Below are 20,641 nucleotides of genomic sequence, written 5' to 3'. Positions count from 1 at the left end.
AGCCTGGCCTGATGCAGACCAAAAGCCTGATTTTTGTACAGTGTATTTTTAACATTCAGCCAACCATGCACATATGGCTGCGCAAGCATGCTCAAAAATAAAGGCTGCTCGATAAAAATGCAATTTAGATAAAAAGGTTATACGTTTCACATTCGGGAATAGTGAGCAAGGCCTGAGCGTAAGTGAGCATGCTCATTTTTCACACTTTCAAAAAGTTTTAATATTGATTGTTTACGCAATGAAATCAGTAACTTAAATAAAGCTCTCACTAAATCACCAAAGAAAAAATATGAGCATACTCGTTATTAAAATGTTAAACGGTAGCAAGGAACTAGCATCGTGCTATTTGAAAAAGCCAATCTAAAAAGGCCTGTATCGCTTGATTTCGTCGGGATGGTTTGTATCGTTGTGATAACCACAGCGTATGTCACCTATGGCGCCTGCATTATATTCGGAGTTGTGAGTGGATACGAGTCCAGTGCCCAAATAACGTTTTTAGACCTCATCAATGGCATCGCACAAATAGCTACTGCATTAGCTTTTATTTTGGCTTATGTTCAATTCCGAAAAAACAGGATTCAGCAGAGGCAGGCAATAATTGCCAAAGAGGCGGAGTCACAGTTGGAGAAAATGATTTCGGTTATTAGTGACATGGAAGTTGGTGAGAGTTCGGACTTAAAGAATCTCAATAAATCATTAACTCTTCTTTCTAATTTGGCCACCAATTTTGATGAACTATTTAAAGCCATGAATGAAGATATTCAAAAAGGCATCGTCAGGATGCAGTGGCAAGATATGTATTTCAACTATTTAAGTCATGCACTGGGTGATATAGATCCAGTGGCAATCTTGAAAAAGGAAGCATCAATTGATGAGGCTGTTTTAGAGGAAGCAGTCTCTGAAGCTAAAAAGGAGTCTGAGGCAGAGAATATTTTGCCCGTATTCAAGAATTATGTATTTACCGATAAGCTACTTAATCACCCGAAGATAAAAGAAACATATAGCCTTATCGGTAAAATAGATTCTCTCGATATGTTTGTATCGCACTATCTAAATGACCATAACTTAAACGATCTCTTGTATGGCCTTCTGTCTAGAATCGATATTAGAGTCCACGCTCCTCTATTGGCGGTCTCTGGGCCAAGCGACTGGGCATTGGGGAAGTCGGCATGAATCGCTTAACAAGCGCGTCAATTAGGACGCTCGCAAGCTCGCGCCTATTACGCGGGCGTTACGCTCTCCTCAACAAGAGGATAAGCCTGCTTCACAACCTCACCAGATGAAACTCATATGATCAGCCCAAAACGCCCAATCAACAACCACAATGCCTACCATGCCCATGTTTATTTCGATGCAGATACACTGGCGTTTGCCACAGCATTATGCCAGCGCATTGCCGAGGAGTTTTCACTGGAAGTAGGGCGTATTCATCAAAAGCCGGTAGGGCCGCATACCAGGTGGAGCTGTCAGGTGAAGTTCACTCATGCCGACTTTGATCGCTTTATTCCCTGGCTGAATCGGCATCGCGGCACGCTGAGCGTGCTGGTGCATGCCGATACCGGCAATGATCTGGCCGACCATACCACCCATGCCTGCTGGCTGGGTGATGCGGTGCCGCTGGATTTACGCCAATTCAGGTAGACTCGAAATACTTCTCCATCAGCCGCATATTGCGCCGGTTGGCCTTAAAGCCAAAATCGAACAGGTCACCCAGCACGGGAATACTGCCGATCAGCACTTCCAGCACTATGTTCAGGCCCATGCGCGCCAGCAGGGTGGCCGGCAGTTTCATACGGGCGGCCTGCAGCAGTATGTAACCCGAGAAGGCGGCGCCGGCCAAATCCCCCACCCCGGGCACCAGCCCCATAATGCCATCCAGACCAATGCGAAAGCCGCCGGGCAGGCGGATGGCGCTGTCCAGCAGCCAGGCCAGGCGGTCGAGTTTTTCACGGGTTTCCTGGGTGTGGTTTTGGGCATTTTCTGGCATGGGGGTCCTGGTGTTTGGGGTGAGCTCGGTGGTGTCTGTTCTGGATTCCCGCCTTTGCGGGAATGACGGTGTACGGGTTGTCAGGGACACCATTTTCTCACCGGGCCGGTATTACTGCACCGAATGGCGCCGGGCCATTTGCTGGTGCCAGCGTTTCAGGTGCGGCAGGCGGTCATCCAGGGTCAGCTCCAGTCTTTGCATAAAACCGCAGAGCACCCAGGCGGAGATGTCGGCAACGGAAAAGTGCTCACCCGCCACCCAGGGCTGTTTGCCCAGCTGCGCATCCAGCACCGGCAGAAACTGTTTCAGTCGGTGGCGCGACTCCTCCCCCCACTCCTTGATGCAGTGTTCACGATCCTGATATACGCCGGACAGGTTACGAAAGGCCTGAAAGGCAGGCACCAGGCCCTGCAGCTCCACCATACGCTGCCACATTTCCACCTGCGCCTGCTCCAGCGCAGTGCGGCCAAACAGCGCCTTGTTATTGGGGGTGGTGGCATCCAGATAGCGGCAAATGGCCAGGCTTTCACAAATGCAGGTGCCATCGTCCAGCTCCAGCACCGGAATAAGGCCATTCGGTGCCTTTTCCCTGAACGCGGCCGAGCGGTTTTCACCGCCGCGAATATCCACCTCAACACTTTCAATGTCCATGCCCAGCTCCCGCAGGAAAATGGTCACGCGCTGTGCACTCGGGGTGCCGGTTTTATGGTGAAGTTTCATGTTTGCTCCCTGTGGTGATGTCCAACGGCTGTCCTCAGTTAAGCACGGTTCATGGGGCAGGAGCACGACTCAACACGCAAAAAAAACGCCGGCAGTTGCCGGCGTTTTGCGCTGTCTTCCGAAAGCACAGTGCTTATTTGCGCAGTACTCCTTCCTCGACCAGCAGGTCGTAAATGGCCTGGGCGGCGGCCTGAGGATCATCACGAATGATTTGCCCCTTGCCGCCCTGGGCCTTGGCGGTGGCCTGCTTGAAGCGGTCGGCGGCGGTCTTGGCGCGGGCCACCTTCAGGCGCTTGGGCCTGGGTTTGGCGTCCTGCCACTGCCAGCCATGGCTTTCGGCATCACGGCGCGGGGCCACCGGTTGCTGCTCGGTGATGGCACCGCGCCGGGCCCGGGCAAAGGCGAGCTGACGGGGGCTGGCGGCGGCTTCATCCACACTGGCCACCAGCGGCAGCCGGGTGGTAATGCGCCGGCGCTGACCCCGCGGCAGGGCCTGCAACAGGGTGACCTCGTCCCCCTCGATGGACTCGATGGCGGCAATGCCGGTCACCAGCGGCCAGCCCAGATGCTCGGCCAGCAGGTAGGGCAGCATGCCCGAGCCCTCGCCCTGCTCGGCATGAATGCCGGTGAGCAGCAGATCGGGCTGACGTTCGTCCAGGTAGGGCGCCAGCACCGACAGGGCATCGTCGTCCGGCCCCTGACGCAGCACCGTCAGCCGCTCCAGGCCCATGCCCAGGTAATCCTGCAGCGCCGGGCACTCGGGGTCGCCGGCGTGGATCACCTCAAGCTCGCCCCCCAGAGCAAAGGCCAGCTCCAGGGCGCAGGCGTCCTGCAGGGCCCGGCGGGCGCGGCCCGACACCGGGTGGCGACCTTCACTTACCAGCACCGCAATATTCAACTGCTCAGGCTGCATCGCTTATCTCCTGCTCCGATTTGGCCGATGCCAGTTCCATCAGCGCCGCCAGAATGTCGCGGCTGTCGCCAATGGCGCTCAGGTTCGCACGTTTCACCATGTCACAGTCACTGTCCTGGTTGATGGCCACCACCTTTTCCACCTTGCCGAGGCCCTGCAGGTGCTGCACGGCACCGGAAATGCCCACGGCAATGTAAACCCGGGCACTCACCCAGGTACCGGTGGCCCCCACCTGGCGGCTGCGCGGCATAAAGCCGTCGTCCACCGCCACCCGGCTGGCGCCCTCGGCGGCCCCCAGCAGAGTGGCGGCCTGGTGGAACTGCTCCCAGTCGTGCACGCCATTGCCGGCAGAGAGAATAAACTCCGCCTCGGCCAGGGGAATGTCGGACGGGTCCACCGCCACCCGGCCCTGATCCTGTACCCGGGCGGTGGGCAAGGCATCGGCCTCAAATTCCACCGGCAGGGTCTGATAGCGGTATTCGGTGCAGGGCATGGCGCACTCTTCCAGCAGCAACAGCAGCCGGCACAGCGGCCGGGTAATGTCCTGATGACCGGCGCCGCTGCGGGCGATCAGTTGTTCGCCCTCCCACTTCCACACCCCGGTGGCGGGCCGCTCGCCCAGGGCCACCGCCAGCCGCCGGCCCAGCTCGGCCGACTCGCCGGCATCGGGAAACAGCCAGTGCAGCGGCTGGAATTCGCTGTCGGCCTGCAGGCACAGCTCGGTCCAGGCTTCGGGCTGGTAGCCGTCCACCCCGTGCAGTTGCAGCAGCCGATCCACGCCCGCTTCCTCAATGCCTTCCTTCAGCTCGCCGCACACCAGCCCGAGCACGGCGGTGGCCTGGTGTTGCGCCGCCGCCAGTTGCTGGGCCAGGCCGAGCACGTCCTTGCCGTGGCCGGTGAGGCGGCCGCCGGACAGCGGCAGCCACACCGCAATGTAATGCTGCGGATTGTCCACCACATGCAGCGGCAATTGCGGCTGCTCGCTGGCCTTGCGCACCAGGGTGGTGACCCCGGCGGCGCCGTGCATGTTGAGCCGGTCCAGCCGGCGCAGGCCGCTGGGGCCATATTGCCACTGGGGCCGCGGGTTCTTGCGCAGCAGCCCGGTGGGGCCGCGGCTCGGCTGGCCGCTCAGCTCACCATGGCGCGGATGCAGCCGGTTGCGGGCAATCCAGGCCAGCCGCGGATCCTTGCGAATAACGTCAGACATGGGCTTCCTCCTTGTTCGGCTGTTCGGCAGGCTGCACCAGTGCTTCCAGCAGCAGCTCGGCAATGTCCTTCACCTCGGGCCGCGGCTCCACCACCCCTTCCATCATCAGGGTGCACTGGGGGCAGGCCACCGCCATCAGCTCGGCATCCACCGACCGGGCATCGTCCATGCGCATGTCGGCAATACGGCGTTCGCCGGGAATGTCGGTGACCGGCGCGCCGCCGCCGCCGCCGCAGCAACGGGAGCGGAACCCGCTGCGCTCCATCTCGGTGCGCTCAAAGCCCAGCTGATCGAGCAGGTAGCGGGGCGCATCATAGACGCCGTTATAGCGGCCCAGATAGCAGGGATCGTGGTAGGTCAGCCTGCCGCTCTGGCCATTGCTGAACGCCAGTTTGCCCTGCTGGTGCAGCTCGGCCAGCAGCTCGCTGTGGTGCACCACGTTCAGCTCGCCGCCCAGCTCGGCATATTCGGTGCCCAGGCTTTGCAGCGAGTGCGGATCGGCGGTGACAATGCGATTAAAGCGGTACTTGCCCAGGGTACGAATATTGGCCCTGGCCAGCCGCTGGAAGGTGGCTTCGTCGCCCAGGCGGCGGGCCAGATCGCCCGAGTCCAGCTCTTCGTTGCCAAGGTAGGCAAAGTCCACGCCGGCGGCACGCATCAGCTGCACCAGGGCACGCAGAGTACGCTGGTTGCGCATGTCAAAAGCGCCGTCACCCACCCACAGCAGCACATCGGCCTCGCCCACTTCCTTCATCAGCGGAATGTTGAGATCGGCGGCCCAGTTGCTGCGGCTGGCCGGGGCCAGGCCGCCCGGGTTGTCGGTGGCAATCAGATTTTCCAGCACTTCCTGGCCTTTGCCCGGGGTCTGGCCCCGCTCCAGGGTCAGGAAGCGGCGCATGTCCACCACGGCGTCCACGTGCTCGATCATCATGGGGCACTCTTCCACGCAGGCGCGACAGGTGGTGCACGACCACAGGGTCTGGCTGTCGAGCATGCTCTCCACCAGCGGCTTGTCGGGGCAGCCGGTGCGGGCGGCGCCTTCCTGACCCGGGTGCGGGCTGCCCCGGTAGCTCACTTCTTCCTGGGCGGCCAGGCTGGTCACCATGTCCTGAATGAGCTTTTTGGGGTTGAGCGGCTGGCCGGCGGCAAAGGCCGGGCACTTGCTTTCACAGCGGCCGCACTGCACGCAGGCGTCAAAGCCCAGCAGCTGGTTCCACTTAAAGTCGGTGACCTTTTCCACCCCCAGCTTGTCGGCGTTCAGATCGAGCGCCTTCAGGCCGGTGTCGCGGCCGCCGCCAAAGCGGGCCGGACGGCGGTGAAAGGCCAGGTGCAGGGCACCGGCAAAGGCGTGCTTCATGGGGCCGCCCCAGGCCATGCCAAACACCAGCTCGCCCAGACCCCAGCCGCACACCGCCAGCAGCAGCAGACCCAGCAGGGTACTGCCGGTGCCCTCGGGCAGAATGCCGGCGGCCGGCAGGGTGGCGATAAAAAAGCCCAGCGAAAACGCCAGCAGGCTTTTCGGCAGTCGTTGCCAGGGGCCACGGGACAGCCGCGAGTTGGGCAGTTCGCTGGCGGGCTTTCGGCGGCGCTTCCATACAAACAACGCGCCCACCGTCATCAGCAGGCTGGCACCCAGCAACGGCCATACCAGCCAGGCGCTGTGCAGGCCCAGGCCGTGCACCAGCACCACCAGCACCAGCGCCAGCACAAAACCGCCGCCGGTGGCCACGTGGGTATTGGACATGTACTTGTCCCGCGCCACCACATGGTGCAAGTCCACCAGATAGCGGCGCGGCATGGCGGCCAGCCCGCTCCAGAAGGCCACGGGGCTGGCCCGGCCCCGGCGCCACAGCCGCACCCGGCGCATGGCACCGATGGCGGCCAGGGCAAAGGCCAGCGTTAACAAATAAGGGATCACAGGCTCAAACATAGCGGGCTCCTTGCAGGGCCGGGGTTGCCCCCGGCCCCGGACTCAGAAGTCTTTACACAGACGCAGGGCGTCGTAGATGGCGGCGTGGGTGTTGCGCTGGGACACGCAGTCGCCCAGACGGTAGAGCAGATAGCCCTTGCCGTGCTCGGCCAGGGCCGGTTGAGGCTTGGCGTCGTACAGGGCCTCCAGATCGATCTGGCCCTTGTTGACCGCATCGCCCTTCAGCTCGTAATAGAGCCGCTCGTCCGGACGCAGGCCGTTCTCCACCACAATCTGATCCACCACCCGCTCTTCCTGCTGGCCGGTGTATTCGTTTTCCAGCACCGCCACCAGCTTGTCGCCCTCCTTGTAGACCTTGTGCAGAGCCAGATCGGAGGTCATGATCACCTCGCGCTCATAGAGCGAGCGGTAATAGGTGGGGAAGGTGGTGCCGCCAATGGCCGCGCCGGGCTTGATGTCGTCGGTCACCAGTTCCACCAGGCTGCCCTTGGAGGCCAGGTAGTCCGCCGCCGACATGCCGGAAAACTCGCAAATGGTGTCGTACACCAGCACGTTCTTGGCCGGCTCTACCTTGCCGGAGAGAATGTCCCAGGTGCTCACCACCAGGCCTTCTTCCGCGCCCCACTCGGGGTTCTGCTCCAGGAAGGGAGTGCCGCCCACCGCCAGGATCACCACGTCGGGCTGCTCGCCCATGATGGCGGGCAGATCGGCGGCGGTGTCCAGACGCACATCCACCTTGAGGCGGTTAAGCTCCAGGGCGTACCAGCGGGTAATACCGGCAATCTGGTCACGCTGGGGCGCCTTGGCCGCCAGGGTGATCTGACCGCCCAGCTCGGGCGCCTTTTCAAACAGCACCACGTTATGGCCGCGCTCGGCCGCCACCCGGGCCGCCTCCATGCCACCGGGGCCGCCGCCCACCACCACCACCTTGCGAATGGGACCGTCGGTTTTCTCGATGATGTGGGGCATGCCCAGGTGCTCGCGGGAGGTGGCCGCGTTCTGAATACAGAGCACGTCCAGGCCCTGGTACTGACGGTCGATACAGTAGTTGGCGCCCACGCACTGCTTGATCTGGTCGACCTGACCCAGCTTGATTTTGGTGATCAGGTGCGGATCGGCCATGTGCGCCCGGGTCATGCCCACGAAGTCGACGTAGCCGCCTTCCAGAATGCGCTGGGCCTGGTTCGGATCCTTGATGTTCTGGGCGTGGATCACCGGCACTGTGACCACTTCCTTGATGCCCGCCGCCAGGTGCAGGAAGGGCTCCGGCGGGTAGCTCATGTTGGGGATCACGTTGGCCAGGGTGTTGTGGGTGTCACAACCGGAGCCGATGACGCCAAAGAAGTCCACCATGCCGGTGTCGTCATAGTATTTGGCGATCTGCTTCATGTCGTCGTGGCTGAGGCCGTCGGGGTGGAACTCGTCACCACAGATGCGCAGGCCCACGGCGAAGTCGGGACCCACTTCGGCGCGAATGGCCTTGAGCACTTCCAGGCCGAAGCGCATGCGGTTTTCAAAGCTGCCGCCCCACTCGTCGGTGCGCTTGTTGACCCGCGGGCTCCAGAACTGATCGATCAGGTGCTGGTGCACGGCGGACACTTCCACCCCGTCCAGCCCCCCTTCCTTGGCGCGGCGGGCGGCCTGGGCATAGTCGCCGATAATGCGCTGAATTTCTTCCGGCTCAATGGTTTTACAGGTGGCGCGGTGCACCGGCTCGCGAATGCCGGAGGGCGACACCAGGGTGCTCCAGTTGTAACCGTCCCAGCGGGAGCGCCGGCCCATGTGGGTGATCTGAATCATGATCTTGGCGCCGTGCTTGTGCATGGCGTCGGCCAGATTCTGAAAGTGAGGAATAATGCGATCGGTGCTCAGGTTAACCGAGCTCCACCAGGCCTGGGGACTGTCGATGGACACCACGCTAGAGCCGCCACAAATGGCCAGGCCCAGGCCGCCCTTGGCCTTTTCTTCGTAATACTTAACGTAGCGATCCGTGGTCATGCCGCCGTCGGTGGCATACACCTCGGCATGGGCCGTGCTCACCACCCGGTTGCGAATGGTGAGCTTGTTGATGTTCATGGGTTGAAACAAGGCGTCGAACTGTCCCATCCTGGAATCCTCTTGTACATGCGGCGGGCCGTGCTCCCGGCCCACCGAAAATTAATACTTGCCAGGAGCGCGCCTTACAGCGGGCTCACTTCAAACAGGCCGTAATCGCAACCAGTCTGGGCACCGCTTTGCACCTGGCGGGCCCGGGTGCGTACCGGATAACCCAGGCTTTGGGCAATCTGATCCATGGCGCCGGCGAACCAGCCGGTGAACATGTAATCCACCATGCGCTCCACCTTGCCGTACTGATAGACAAAGGCGGAGTGATCCAGGCGAACCCGGGCGGTGCCGGCGGCAATATCCAGCTGCTCAATGGTGAACAGGCCCCAGCCACGCTGAGACAGGCGCTTCATGTAGTGCTCAAACACGGCGTCGCCGCTGATGCCGTGGCACTCGGCCTCTTTTTCACACCAGTGCCAGGCCGACTTGTAACCGGCCTTGTACAGGATTTCGGCATAGCGCTCCGGGCCCAGCTCTTCCTCGATGGCCATATGGTTGTTCACGAAGAAGTGACGCGGCACATAGAGCATGGGCAGGGCGTCTGTGGTCCAGACGCCGGTGTCGGCATCTACTTCAATCGGCATTTCGGGTGCATGTACTGACATTGTTGTTTCTCCCTTGCTTCCTTGATTCTGCTTATTCGCCCCAGACGTCCTTGAGCACACGAACCCAGTTGCCGCCCATGATCTTCTCCACCAGCCGCGGAGAATAACCATTGCGCAGCAGGGCCTCGGTGAGGTTGGGGAATTCACCTATGGTGCGAATGCCTTCGGGGTTGATGATTTCGCCAAAACGGGTCAGGCGGCGGGCATAGCCCTTGTCGTGAGTGAGCCACTCGAAGAAGTTCTGATCGTGCCCCTGGGTAAAGTCGGTGCCGATGCCGATGGCGTCTTCACCCACTATGTCCAGCACATAGCCAATGGCCTCGACGTAGTCGTCGACGGTGGACTCAATGCCTTTCTTCAGGAAGGGGGCAAACATGGTCACGCCCACAAAGCCGCCGTGCTCGGCGATGAAACGCAGCTCGGCGTCCGACTTGTTGCGCGGGTGATCCTTCAGGCCAGCGGGCAGGCAGTGGGAATAGCACACCGGCTTTTTGGACTCGAGGATCACCTCTTCCGAGGTCTTGGCACCCACGTGGGACAGATCGCACATAATGCCGACCCGGTTCATTTCGGCCACCACCTCGCGGCCAAAGCCGGACAGGCCGCCGTCGCGCTCGTAACAGCCGGTACCTACCAGGTTCTGGGTGTTGTAGGCCATCTGTACGATGCCCACGCCCAGTTGCTTGAAAATTTCCACGTAACCGAGCTGGTCTTCAAAGGCATGGGCGTTCTGGAAACCGAGAATAATGCCGGTGCGGCCTTCTTCCTTGGCGGCCAGAATGTCGGCGGTGGTGCGCACCGGCCGGATCAGGTCGGCATGCTCCTGAAAGTAGCGGTTGAACTCGGCAATGTTGTTGACCGTGGCCTGAAACCCCTCCCACACCGACACGGTGCAGTTGGCGGCGGTCAGCCCGCCCCGGCGCATGTCTTCAAACAGTTCGCGCCCCCAGTTGGCGATAATGAGGCCGTCAATGACAATGGCCTGATTGTGTACTTCTGCTGCGTTGTGCATAGCCTGCCCTTCCTCGCATTCGGTTAGCGGTGACACGGGGTTCACCGGATTCAGGGGCAGTCTATCCCGCGCCAATGGGGGCGCTGTGGCTGAAAGCGACCGGGGCATAGTTAAAAGCGTCACCTGTCATACCTTGTGACTTACCAGCAGGCTGCTACTTACTGTAGGCGCCACTTCAGTTGGCGCAGACTCACAGACAAAGATGTCTTCAAGGCCTGTTGTACAGGCCCTGCCGGCTAAAGCGGCAGCTACAAAAAAAGTCAAAAAGCAACAAGCCCCGCAGTGCGGGGCTTGTTGCTTATAAAGTGTCAGAACAGTTACAGGATCACAGACGCAAAGGTAGGCTCGCTGCGCGCCGTGTCAAGGTGGGCAGCAAAGTCCGTTCTGGGCAAGACAGGTGCAGCCTCGGCCGCCCTGGGCACGGGGCGGCTGCAACGGTCGTCCCGGGGAGGGACGCCAAAACATTCGCGATAGCATTTGCTGAAATGGGGCATGGACACAAAGCCACAGGCGGTGGCGATATCGATGATCGCCATTGAGGTCTGGCGCAGCAACTGGCGGGCCCGCTTCAGCCGCAGGTTGAGGTAATAACGCGACGGCGAGCATTTCACATGGCGCTGGAACAGCCGCTCCACCTGGCGGCGCGACAGCCCCACATAGTGAGCCAGTTCATCCAGGGTAATGGGCTCTTCCAGGTTGGCCTCCATCAGCGCCACCACCTCCGCCAGCTTGGGCTGGGCCGGCCCCACCAGGTGGCGCAGCAGCACCTTTTGCTCTTCCTGGCCATCGCGAATGCGCTCACACAGGAACATGTCGCAAATGGCGGTGCTGAGGGCGCTGGAATGCTCCTTTTCGATCAGATGCATCATCATGTCAATGGGGGCGGTGCCGCCGCTGCTGGTCAGCCGGTCGCGGTCGATGCAGTACAGGGCATTGCTGGTTTCCAGACGGGGGAAGGCCTCTTTAAACGCGGCCATGTATTCCCAGTGAATGGTACAACGATACCCGTCGAGCACGCCGGCGTCGGCCAGCAGGAAACTGCCGGTACACACGGCCCCCAGCTTGACCTTGCGGTGAGCCAGCTGCTGCAGCCAGGCGCGCAAATGGCGGCTGCGGGCGTTGGCAATGCCCACCCCGCCACACAGCAGCATCATGTCGAGGTGACCACAGTCGTGGGTGGCATGATCCGGCGTTACCTGCACGCCGTCGCTGGCCCGCACCGGCTGGCCGGTTTCGCTCAGCATGACCCATTCATACAGATTTTTACCCGACAGCTGATTGGCCATGCGCAACGGCTCAATGGCCGATGCCAGGGAGATCATGGTGAAGTTTTCTACCAACAAAAAACCAACACGTTGTGGCTGACTCATTGCGTTTCCTCCTGCCCCTGCCGAGGTGCAAGGCGTGAGCCTTGTACTGCCGCTGGCCGTCCAGCGCCATCCTGGGGAACATTTACATTGCTGATGCAAACATTTAAAAAATATATAACACCAGAGTACCGCGCAATATCTCTAACATCGGTTTTCTCCCTGTCTCGAAAACAAACTGTGAGCAAGCTCATAAAGTGTATGCTTCAAGGGCGAATAACCGGTCTTTCCGGTCAGAAAACTCGCGCAGCCACATTGGGTTACCGTGGGTAACGGCAACTTTTGTGCCAACGGGCAAGCCCCGGATAAATAACAAAAAAGTCGCCTTAAAAGGCGACTTTGCGGGCTAAAAGACAGGGGTTATGGGCAGTAAGGAGTCAAATAGCAACAATTTTATGATTCAAGGCTCCCCGTTTCGGGGCAGGACGTTCTCGCCCGCCCCGAAACGGGGAGAATGTCAAGACGATGGCGGCAGCTTCACCGGCACCGTCACCGGCTCTTCCACCGGCATTTCCTGATGCAGGGCCCGGAACAGCCCCCACATCATCACCATGATCACCGCCGAGAACGGAAAGGCGGCAATAATGGCCGCGGTTTGCAGCGCCTTGAGTCCACCCGCCATCATCAGAATGGCCGCCACGGCGGCCACCGCCATGCCCCACAACACCCGCTGACTGCGGGGCGGATGCTCATTGCCCATCGACAGAATGGTGGTCACCACCAGAGTGCCGGAGTCGGCCGAGGTAATGAAATAGAGCGCCACCAGCACGGTGGCCAGCACCGAGGCCGCATAGCCCATGGCACCGTCGTCAAGCAGGGTCAGGGTGGCATACAGGGCCGAGGTGACGTTGTCGGTGACCGCCGCCACTATACCGGCCTGACCAATGGCGGCACTGGCCTCGCCGGCGGCGTTGGTGATGGTGTGGGTCAGCTCAATATACAGCGCCGAGCCGCCGAACAAGGTCAGCCACAGCATGCCCAGCAGGGTCGGCACCAGCAACACACCGCAGATAAACTCGCGAATGGTGCGGCCCTTGGAGATGCGCGCAATAAACATGCCGACAAAGGGCGACCAGGACATCCACCAGGCCCAGTAGAACACGGTCCACCAGGACTGCCACTGGCCGTCCTTGCTGGCATCGGTCCAGGTGCTCATCGGCACCACATGGGCCAGGTAATCCCCTACCCCCTGCACATAGCTCTGCAGCAGGTAACGGGTAGGGCCATACACCAGCAGGAACAGCAGGATCGCCACGGTCAGCCAGATATTGATTTCCGACAACCACTTCACGCCCCGGCCAATGCCGGAGAGCACAGAGGCGGTGGCAATGGCCGAAATCACCAGGATCAACACCAGCTGGTTACCGGTGCTGACTTCCATGCCAAACAGGTGGTTCAGCCCGGTATTGATCTGGCTGACGCCCAGCCCCAGGGAGGTGGCCACGCCAAACACGGTGCCAAACACCGCCAGGGTGTCGGCGGCATGGCCCATCCAGCCGTAAATGCGCCGGCCAATCAGCGGGTACAGGGCCGAACGAATGGTCAGCGGCAAATTCTGCCGGTAGGAGAAATACGCCAGCGACAACCCCACTACCACATAAATGGCCCAGGGATGCAGGCCCCAGTGAAAGAAGGTGATGCGCATGGCCACTTCCGCCGCCTCCGGGGTCATGCCCTCGGCAATGAAGGGATTGCTCTGAAAGTGGTAAATGGGCTCGGCGATGGACCAGAACACCAGGCCAATGCCCATGCCGGCGCTGAACAGCATGGCGAACCAGGAAAACAAACCGTATTCCGGCCGGGCGTCGTCGCTGCCCAGGCGCAGCCGGCCAAAGCGGCTGCAGGCCAGCACCACGCAAAACACCAGCATCAGCGCCACAATGGCGATGTAATACCACTTGAAGTGAGACAATATGCCGCCCGACACAGTGTCGAACAGGCTGGCGGCGGCGTCCGGATACAGGGCGCCGCCCAGAACAAACAAGGTAACGATCATCATGGAGCTGATCGTTGCCGCCGGACTCATTCCTTTTAACATTCCATCTTTGCCAACCATAGCAAGAGATCTCCGTCGGATTGATTGTGAGTCAGCCGCCACCCGGGCCTCCTCATCCCCCTGGCCCCGGTCGCGACTGCAAGTGATAACAAGGCATCCGCATGGACGCCCGTGGGTGCAGTAGCGCCTTCTATAACAACAGCTAACGGCTGATTAAAACTTCTTCAATGCGACACCGAGTTAACCAGTCCCGCCCCGAGCGGCATATTCTGTTTTCAATGCGACAGCATGTCGCAAATGGTCTTGTTCCCCGCCGCGGCCGGGATTAGCCTGAGCTTTTCGCCATACAGGAGACTCCCATCATGATGATCACCGAGCTGATTGATCAGCAGGACTTTCTGGCCCGGTTGCGCGACTGGGGGCTCTCTCCCCCGGCGAGTCTGGCGGATTGTGAGCCACTGCTGGAGGCGCTGTTGCAAGGTCAGGAAGGGGCTGTGTGGCAGGAACGGCTTGAAGCCCTGCTGGCCCAGCGGGCACTGCTGCACCCCGAGGTGCTGGCACTGGTGGAAAGAAGCCTGAATAACCGATGATCCGGCACAGGGAAGGTCTGTAGCGGCCGCTTTAGCTGGCAGGGCCTGCGCAGCAGGCCGTTAACACCGGAGTATCCTTATAAACCCCGTCATTTCCGTGAAGGCGGAAATCCAGGGCATGGGCACAGACCTTAAGACCCGGCGCTGCGTGAAGACAGCTATGGGCCCCCGCTTTCGCGGGGGCGGCAAAACCGCCGGCTTACTCCGGCAGTTCGACGGACAGGGTCTGACCGCCGGCATTGGCCACAAAGGTGTCGGCATACCAGTTAACGAAATTCACCACCCCGAACTCGTAAGTGGGTGAATAGGGGCCGGGCTCGTAGGCAATGGAGTTGATGCCACGCTGGTTTTCCTCGGCCAGGGCACGGTCCTGGGCGTTGGTGGCATCCCATACCCGGCGCAGTTTTTCCACGTCGTAGTCCACGCCTTCCACCGCGTCCTTGTGCACCACCCACTTGGTGATCACCTTGGTCTTCTGCGGGCCGAGCGGCACCACCTGGAAGGTGATCAGATGATCACTCTGGCCATGGTTCCAGGAGTTGGGCAGATGCAGAATGCGCAGCGAGCCCAGATCCCGGTTCTGCACCCGGCCCAGGGTCTTGTTACAGGCGGCGCTGCCGTCTATGGTCATGGCCACCTTGCCCTCGGCCAGGGGCATGCGCACCATGCGGTTGCGCAAACCGAACGACACATGCTCGTGGGGAATGCCCTCGGCGTCCCATTCCGCCGCCTTGCGCGCCACATGGGCCTTGAAGGCATCGGTGGCACGGGGATCATTGGTGTCGTCGAACTCCAGCAGGGTATTGAGCAGTTCGGGGTGAGAGCCGGCGCAGTGGTAGCATTCCCGGTTGTTCTCGATCACCAGCTTCCAGTTGGCGTCCTCCACGATCTCGGACTGCACCGCCACCTTGGCGTTTTCCAGATCGTAAGGCTCCAGGTAATGCTCCAGCGCCGCCAGAAACTCGTCGATCTCGGGCGGGTTGTCGGCCAGACAGATGAAGATGTAGCCACCGGCGGTCTTGGTGTGCACCTTTTTCAGCGGAAAATCGGCCTTGTTGAACTGCTCGCCCATGTCGTTGCCGGCATAGATCAGCTGACCGTCCAGCTCGTAGGTCCACTGGTGATAGGGGCAGACCAGCTTGGCCACCTTGCCCTTTTTCTCGGTGCACAGGCGCGAGCCGCGGTGCCGGCACACATTGTGAAAGGCCTGCACGCCGTCCTTGTTGCGTACCACGGTAATGGGGTTGTTGCCCACCTCCACCGTGATGTAGTTGCCGGTTTTGGGAATTTCGCAGGTCAGCCCCACATACAGCCATTCCTTGCTGAAGATCTGCTCCATGTCGGCCTCGAACACCGACTGGCTGTTGTAACAGGCCTGGGGAAGGGAGTAACCGGGACGACGCTGCTGCAGCAGCTGAACGGTATCCGCCAGTGCGGGGGCGGTGCCGATAACGGTGGTGTTGCTCTGCTCCATCTGCATTGCTTCCTTTGCTGAGTTGAAAGAACGGGAAAACCCTCCCGTTAATGGGCGTATTGTTATGCCACCGGGGCGGCCCCGGTTGTCTGAAAACGACCCGGGCCGCCGGCTTTTACGACCCGCACACCGGCGGCCCGACGCGGCTTTCCCTTCCTGGCAGGCGAGGCGGGGCTCACGGATATGTCGGTGTCGCTTTCAGGCAATTGCCCCGCCCCAAACTCATCAAGAATGCCGGAAACAAGGACACAAGGGGCCCAGCACCGCCCCTGCGGAGGACAGCGATGAATCAGGACTTTATTTCACCCATCAATACCCAGACCTGGAGCAACGGTCGCCACCCGGTGCGCTGTGTGCGCGTGATCCAGGAAACCTGGGACGTGCGCACCTTCTGCTTTACCGCCGAAAGTCCGCTGCTGTTTTTTTTCAAGCCCGGCCAGTTTGTGACCCTGGAGCTGGAAATTGACCAACAAACGGTCATGCGCAGCTACACCATCGCCTCTTCACCCTCGGTGCCCTACAGCTTTTCCATTACCGTCAAGCGAGTGCCCGGCGGCGTGGTGTCCAACTGGCTGCACGACAACCTCAAGGAAGGCGACGCCCTGGCGGTGCACGGCCCGGTGGGCAACTTCAACTGCATCGACTTTCCCAGCGACAAGGTGCTGTTGCTCTCCGGCGGTGTGGGCATTACGCCGGTGATGTCGATGCTGCGCTGGTGGTTCGACACCAACGCCGATGTCGACATTCAGTTTGTGCACAGCGCCCGCACCCCCAAGGATCTGGTGTTCTACCGGGAGCTGCAGCACATGGACTCGCGTCTGTCCAATATTCAGCTCAGCCTGATCTGTGAGCGCACCGACATTGGTGAAACCTGGAGCGGCTACCGGGGCTTTCTCAACAGCGCCATGCTCAGCCAGATCTCCCCCGACTTTATGGAGCGGGAAGTGTTCTGCTGCGGCCCCACTCCCTACATGAAGGCGGTGCGCAACCTGCTGCAACAGGCCGGTTTCGACATGGATCGCTACCACGAGGAAAGCTTTGGCGCCACCCCGGTGGAAGTGATTGAAGACGTGGAGCTGCTGGCCCAGGAAGCCTCGGATCTGGCCGATGAACTGGAGCGCACCGAAGAGCGGCTGACCATTTCCTTTCTCGACAGCGATCTGCAGGCCAGCATTCTGCCCGGCGAAACCCTGCACAGCGCCGCCGCCCAGGCCGGTTTGCACATTCCCAAGGCCTGCGGCATGGGCATCTGCGGCACCTGCAAGGTCAGGGTCACCAAAGGGCAGGTGGCCATGGAGCACAACGGCGGCATTACCGATGAAGATATTGAGGCCGGTTATGTGCTGAGCTGCTGCAGCGTGCCCAGCGGCGACGTTGAAGTGGAATACTGAAGTCACGGAGGTTGCAAGGGACTGACAGGTCCACCCTTTTGCCCGCGCCGGCATGTCTGGCCCGGGCTTTTTTGCGTTCACAACGGACTCGGGCTGTAGGCGCCGCTTCAGCCGGCGCGTTTATCGGGCTGCGCCGGTGTTAACGGCCTGCTGCGCAGGCCCTGCCGACATCCTCTTTCAAATCCATATTGCATCCCACAACGGATAATCACCCACCCGGTTCACCAGCCCCGCCCTGAGCGGGTTGGCAATAATGTATCTGGTAATCTGCCGCAGGTCTTCTTCCTGCCGGATGGCATGATCATGGCCCCCCCTTTGCCAGCAGGCGCCGCTTCGTCCCAGATGGTGGTTCACACGTCAGGCCGAACGGCCCTTGAAGGTGCGGATCAAACCTGCAAGGGAAGCAGGTTCATTCAGTTGCAACAGCCAGTGCAGATGATCGGGCATCAGCAGCCAGGGCATGATGATAGGGCATGGAGATGATGAGGTGGAGGGTCGGGGGACGCAGTGTAGTTCATGGGGCGCAGGCTGCAGGCGCCACTTTAGTTGGCACGTTAATCAAGCAACACCGGTGTTAACGGCCTGCTGCGCAGGCCCTGCCAGCTAAAGCGGCAGCTACAACATCAGCTCCGGGTTTCACATCGGGCGGGGGCTGCAGATACCCGACACTGCGCCCGGCGCTGCCACAGCAGCACGGCGATCAGGGCGTAGAGGCCAATGACCACCAGGCCCACCCACTCGATTTTGAGCGGGGTGAACTGGAACAGCAGCACCAGGCCGAACATCAGTGTCCAGTTCAGGGCCACGTAACGTACCTGCCCCAGCTTTTCGGCCTCAATACCCAGGTTGGTAGTATAGAGGCGGATCAGCGAGTCGAGGGAGTTAATCACAAAAATCACCCCCACCACCACCATCGACAGGTTCAGCAAGCCGCCGATCGCCAGGCTCTGCTCAAAATGCAGATAGAGCACGGAAAACCAGATGGCAATGGGAATGGAGGGCACCACCAGCATGGCAATACACAGCTGCCAGGCCGGCAGGCCACCGGCAAAGCGGGCCACGAACTGGCCGATCATGATGCTCCAGGAAAACCACCAGAACAGATAGAAGGCATGGTAGTCGGTAATGGGCGTCACAAACCGGTGAATATGGGTGAAGTACTCACCAATGGTGGCCACCGTGCTGCCCAGCCCCTGCACCCCCGCCCCCGTGTTCAGCCACATGGCAAGGATAAGCGCAATAAACAGCCAGGTTGACGCCACGCTCAGCAGCTTCACATAACGCACGTCGGAGCTGGACCAGACCGCTGCCAGCACCACCAGTGCCACCAGCCCGTAGACCATGGCGGGCGGAATACCCTCGATATAACCGGGCAGGTAACTCAGGAACAGGTAACCGGTAAAGGCACAGGTACCGATAATCACCAGGTTATTGATCAGCTTGACCAACGGCAGCTCGAACAGCCTGACCCTGGGCTCGATCAGCACAAAATAGAAGGTGGTGAAAAAGTAAAAACCCCACACCAGAAAGCCCCAGAAGCCAAACTCGATGGCCAGCGGGCTGGCAAAGCCGTATTCCGCCTCGCTGGCATAAACGGGAAATTCGGTGAGCGGAAACATCACCAGGCCCACATCCAGGCCCGAGGTAAACAGAATGGCGATAAAGGTAAACAGGGAGGTGGGCATCTCTCCCTTGCAGCGCACCCGGCCGTAACGCAGCAGTATCCACACCGACGCGGTCAGCGTCAGCACAATGGCAACAGACAACACCCTATCCATGGCAAAGGTCCTCTTTTGTTGATTCCATCAATCGGCTCGCGCCCACCGGCACGGCGACCATCCATATGCTCCTTGCTGGCCTTTAAACCTCACATTAATTGAACAATCAATCAATACCCCACTGTAAAAGCAGGAGAGAATCGGAATATGCTGATTGCGACCCGGGACCTGGCTGTTTGCGACAAAGGGGAGTGTAAGCTGGGTATAAAAAAGGACGGCATTTGCCGTCCTTTGTCTGGGGGGGTTAACCCCGGTGAGCGTCGGTCGCGGGCCGGGTGCGGTTGTAGACGGTTTCGTCCAGCTCGTTCTCGCTCTTGCCGATCAGCACCGACACCATCAGGTCGCCACACACGTTCACCGTGGTGCGGGCCATGTCGAGGATGCGGTCAATGCCGGCCACGATCGCCAGGCCTTCCAGGGGCAGACCGACGGTGGTCAGCACCAGCGACAGCATGATCAGACCGGCGCCGGGCACGCCGGCGGTACCAATGGAGCCCAGGGTGGCGGTCATAATGATCAGGATATAGTCGGACATGGCCAGATCCACGCCAAAGGCCTGAGCCACAAACACGGCACAGATGCCCTGATAGAGAGCGGTGCCGTCCATGTTGATGGTGGCCCCCAGGGGCAGCACAAAGCTGGACACGCCCTGAGACACGCCCATTTCCTCGCGGGCCGCCTTGATGGTGGCCGGCAGGGTGCCGGAGCTGCTGGTGGTGGTGTAAGCCACGGCGGCCGGGTTGATCAGGCCTTTCAGGTAACGCACCGGATTCAGGCGGCCCAGCACGCTGATCAGGCCGCTGTATACCACCAGCACGTGGATCAGCGAGCCCACATACACCAGAGCCACCACCTTGATCAGCGGCAGCAGCACTTCCAGGCCGTATTTGCCCGCCACCCAGGCCATCAGACCAAACACGCCGTAAGGGGCGAGCTTCATCACCAGCTCGGTCAGCTTGTACATGCCTTCGGCCAGGCTCTCAAACAGGCTGACGGCCGGCTGCGCCTTGTCGCCACACAGGGTCAGGGCAATGCCCAGGCCCAGGGCAAACACGATGATCTGCAGTATGTTGCCGGCGGCCATGGCACCGATGGGGTTTTGCGGGATCAGTGCCAGCAGGGTCTCCACCAGGGAGGGGGCCTCGCTGGCCGACACCGGCTCGGTAATGGTCATGTTCATGCCGGCGCCCGGGGAAAACAGCAACGCCAGTGCCAGGCCAATGGTAATGGCCACCGCCGTGGTGCCCAGGTAAAGCACCACCGACTTGAGGCCAATGCGACCCATTTTGCGGGTGTCCTGCATGGAGGTCACACCCACCACCAGGGAGCAGAACACCAGCGGCACGATCAGCATTTTAATCGCGTTGATAAACAGCGTGCCAATCGGCTTTAACAACTCGGCGTCCGGGCCCAACAGGGTGCCCGCGATCACGCCCAGCACCATGCCCACGAGAATCTTTTTCCAGAGCGCCAGTCCGCTCCAAAAGCCGCTACGGCCCTGCACTGCTACTGTCTGTTCCATCGTCGGTTCCTTGGTTCTTGATGTCGAGGTATACAGCCGGACG

The 20,641-nt window shown here is 60.4% G+C and carries 17 protein-coding genes; 4 read left to right on the top strand and 13 right to left on the bottom strand.

Annotated elements, in window-relative coordinates:
• The first annotated feature begins 339 nt into the window (after window positions 1-339).
• Window positions 340-1,173, top strand: coding sequence for a hypothetical protein (locus PU634_RS04540; RefSeq protein WP_306762873.1), 834 nt, complete (start codon window positions 340-342; stop codon window positions 1,171-1,173).
• A 117-nt stretch (window positions 1,174-1,290) separates the two neighbouring features.
• A complete protein-coding gene (locus tag PU634_RS04535) occupies window positions 1,291-1,641 on the top strand; it encodes a DOPA 4,5-dioxygenase family protein (RefSeq protein ID WP_306762872.1) in 351 nt (116 codons plus the stop codon).
• On the opposite strand, the gene PU634_RS04530 is transcribed toward PU634_RS04535, so the two are convergent.
• The 10 genes from PU634_RS04530 to PU634_RS04485 all read right to left on the bottom strand — a co-directional run bounded on the left by PU634_RS04530 (window position 1,634) and on the right by PU634_RS04485 (window position 13,903).
• Window positions 1,634-1,987 carry a DUF4112 domain-containing protein gene (locus PU634_RS04530; protein ID WP_306762871.1) on the bottom strand — a complete coding sequence of 118 codons (354 nt, stop codon included), beginning with the start codon at window positions 1,985-1,987 and terminating at the stop codon, window positions 1,634-1,636. The two genes, PU634_RS04535 and PU634_RS04530, sit on opposite strands and share 8 nt — an antisense overlap.
• A gap of 111 nt (window positions 1,988-2,098) precedes the next feature.
• Entirely contained in the window at window positions 2,099-2,707 is a 609-nt protein-coding gene (locus tag PU634_RS04525) for a glutathione S-transferase family protein (protein ID WP_306762870.1), read from the bottom strand.
• A 133-nt stretch (window positions 2,708-2,840) separates the two neighbouring features.
• The gene (etfB, locus tag PU634_RS04520; protein WP_306762869.1) at window positions 2,841-3,620 is read right to left on the bottom strand and encodes an electron transfer flavoprotein subunit beta; all 780 of its coding nucleotides are present in this window, start codon (window positions 3,618-3,620) and stop codon (window positions 2,841-2,843) included.
• Entirely contained in the window at window positions 3,610-4,827 is a 1,218-nt protein-coding gene (gene etfA / locus PU634_RS04515) for an electron transfer flavoprotein subunit alpha (protein ID WP_306762868.1), read from the bottom strand. The genes etfB and etfA overlap by 11 nt, the downstream gene beginning before the upstream one ends.
• Complete coding sequence (locus PU634_RS04510) at window positions 4,820-6,757, bottom strand: (Fe-S)-binding protein (protein ID WP_306762867.1); 1,938 nt, start codon at window positions 6,755-6,757, stop codon at window positions 4,820-4,822. Before PU634_RS04510 ends, etfA begins: the two co-directional genes overlap by 8 nt.
• 42 nt (window positions 6,758-6,799) lie before the next feature.
• The gene (gene dgcA / locus PU634_RS04505; RefSeq protein WP_306762866.1) at window positions 6,800-8,863 is read right to left on the bottom strand and encodes a dimethylglycine demethylation protein DgcA; all 2,064 of its coding nucleotides are present in this window, start codon (window positions 8,861-8,863) and stop codon (window positions 6,800-6,802) included.
• Window positions 8,864-8,937: 74 nt separating this feature from the next.
• Window positions 8,938-9,468 carry a 4-vinyl reductase gene (locus PU634_RS04500; protein WP_306762865.1) on the bottom strand — a complete coding sequence of 177 codons (531 nt, stop codon included), beginning with the start codon at window positions 9,466-9,468 and terminating at the stop codon, window positions 8,938-8,940.
• 31 nt (window positions 9,469-9,499) lie between these two features.
• Window positions 9,500-10,480: a dipeptidase gene (locus tag PU634_RS04495; protein WP_306762864.1), complete on the bottom strand. Its 981-nt coding sequence runs from the start codon at window positions 10,478-10,480 to the stop codon at window positions 9,500-9,502.
• Between the two features lie 317 nt (window positions 10,481-10,797).
• Window positions 10,798-11,850: a choline metabolism transcriptional regulator GbdR gene (gene gbdR, locus PU634_RS04490; protein WP_306762863.1), complete on the bottom strand. Its 1,053-nt coding sequence runs from the start codon at window positions 11,848-11,850 to the stop codon at window positions 10,798-10,800.
• Window positions 11,851-12,304: 454 nt separating this feature from the next.
• Window positions 12,305-13,903: a BCCT family transporter gene (locus tag PU634_RS04485; protein WP_306762862.1), complete on the bottom strand. Its 1,599-nt coding sequence runs from the start codon at window positions 13,901-13,903 to the stop codon at window positions 12,305-12,307.
• 302 nt (window positions 13,904-14,205) lie between these two features.
• Between PU634_RS04485 and PU634_RS04480 the strand changes: the two genes are divergently transcribed.
• Window positions 14,206-14,433, top strand: coding sequence for a hypothetical protein (locus tag PU634_RS04480; protein ID WP_306762861.1), 228 nt, complete (start codon window positions 14,206-14,208; stop codon window positions 14,431-14,433).
• Window positions 14,434-14,632: 199 nt separating this feature from the next.
• Here the strand turns inward: PU634_RS04480 and gbca are convergent, their stop codons facing one another.
• Window positions 14,633-15,907: a glycine betaine monooxygenase oxygenase subunit gene (gene gbca / locus PU634_RS04475; RefSeq protein ID WP_306762860.1), complete on the bottom strand. Its 1,275-nt coding sequence runs from the start codon at window positions 15,905-15,907 to the stop codon at window positions 14,633-14,635.
• Between the two features lie 284 nt (window positions 15,908-16,191).
• Between gbca and gbcB the strand changes: the two genes are divergently transcribed.
• The gene (gene gbcB, locus PU634_RS04470) at window positions 16,192-17,298 is read left to right on the top strand and encodes a glycine betaine monooxygenase reductase subunit (RefSeq protein WP_306762859.1); all 1,107 of its coding nucleotides are present in this window, start codon (window positions 16,192-16,194) and stop codon (window positions 17,296-17,298) included.
• Window positions 17,299-17,921: 623 nt separating this feature from the next.
• Here gbcB and PU634_RS04465 read toward each other — a convergent pair.
• Window positions 17,922-19,076: a BCCT family transporter gene (locus PU634_RS04465; protein WP_306762858.1), complete on the bottom strand. Its 1,155-nt coding sequence runs from the start codon at window positions 19,074-19,076 to the stop codon at window positions 17,922-17,924.
• 244 nt (window positions 19,077-19,320) lie between these two features.
• Complete coding sequence (locus PU634_RS04460) at window positions 19,321-20,598, bottom strand: dicarboxylate/amino acid:cation symporter (protein WP_306762857.1); 1,278 nt, start codon at window positions 20,596-20,598, stop codon at window positions 19,321-19,323.
• Between the last annotated feature and the right edge of the window lie 43 nt (window positions 20,599-20,641).

Origin of the sequence: Oceanimonas pelagia (genome assembly GCF_030849025.1) — a bacterium.
Lineage (GTDB): Bacteria > Pseudomonadota > Gammaproteobacteria > Enterobacterales > Aeromonadaceae > Oceanimonas > Oceanimonas pelagia.
This window is presented reverse-complemented; position numbering and strand designations above follow the sequence as displayed.

What these genes read in the sequence shown, in the direction of transcription:
- PU634_RS04535 (WP_306762872.1), top strand. Translation starts at nt 1,291, where the DNA reads ATGATCAGCCCAAAACGCCCAATCAACAACCACAATGCCTACCATGCC.
- PU634_RS04530 (WP_306762871.1), bottom strand. Translation starts at nt 1,987, where the DNA reads ATGCCAGAAAATGCCCAAAACCACACCCAGGAAACCCGTGAAAAACTC.
- PU634_RS04525 (WP_306762870.1), bottom strand. Translation starts at nt 2,707, where the DNA reads ATGAAACTTCACCATAAAACCGGCACCCCGAGTGCACAGCGCGTGACC.
- etfB (WP_306762869.1), bottom strand. Translation starts at nt 3,620, where the DNA reads ATGCAGCCTGAGCAGTTGAATATTGCGGTGCTGGTAAGTGAAGGTCGC.
- etfA (WP_306762868.1), bottom strand. Translation starts at nt 4,827, where the DNA reads ATGTCTGACGTTATTCGCAAGGATCCGCGGCTGGCCTGGATTGCCCGC.
- PU634_RS04510 (WP_306762867.1), bottom strand. Translation starts at nt 6,757, where the DNA reads ATGTTTGAGCCTGTGATCCCTTATTTGTTAACGCTGGCCTTTGCCCTG.
- dgcA (WP_306762866.1), bottom strand. Translation starts at nt 8,863, where the DNA reads ATGGGACAGTTCGACGCCTTGTTTCAACCCATGAACATCAACAAGCTC.
- PU634_RS04500 (WP_306762865.1), bottom strand. Translation starts at nt 9,468, where the DNA reads ATGTCAGTACATGCACCCGAAATGCCGATTGAAGTAGATGCCGACACC.
- PU634_RS04495 (WP_306762864.1), bottom strand. Translation starts at nt 10,480, where the DNA reads ATGCACAACGCAGCAGAAGTACACAATCAGGCCATTGTCATTGACGGC.
- gbdR (WP_306762863.1), bottom strand. Translation starts at nt 11,850, where the DNA reads ATGAGTCAGCCACAACGTGTTGGTTTTTTGTTGGTAGAAAACTTCACC.
- PU634_RS04485 (WP_306762862.1), bottom strand. Translation starts at nt 13,903, where the DNA reads ATGGTTGGCAAAGATGGAATGTTAAAAGGAATGAGTCCGGCGGCAACG.
- PU634_RS04480 (WP_306762861.1), top strand. Translation starts at nt 14,206, where the DNA reads ATGATGATCACCGAGCTGATTGATCAGCAGGACTTTCTGGCCCGGTTG.
- gbca (WP_306762860.1), bottom strand. Translation starts at nt 15,907, where the DNA reads ATGGAGCAGAGCAACACCACCGTTATCGGCACCGCCCCCGCACTGGCG.
- gbcB (WP_306762859.1), top strand. Translation starts at nt 16,192, where the DNA reads ATGAATCAGGACTTTATTTCACCCATCAATACCCAGACCTGGAGCAAC.
- PU634_RS04465 (WP_306762858.1), bottom strand. Translation starts at nt 19,076, where the DNA reads ATGGATAGGGTGTTGTCTGTTGCCATTGTGCTGACGCTGACCGCGTCG.
- PU634_RS04460 (WP_306762857.1), bottom strand. Translation starts at nt 20,598, where the DNA reads ATGGAACAGACAGTAGCAGTGCAGGGCCGTAGCGGCTTTTGGAGCGGA.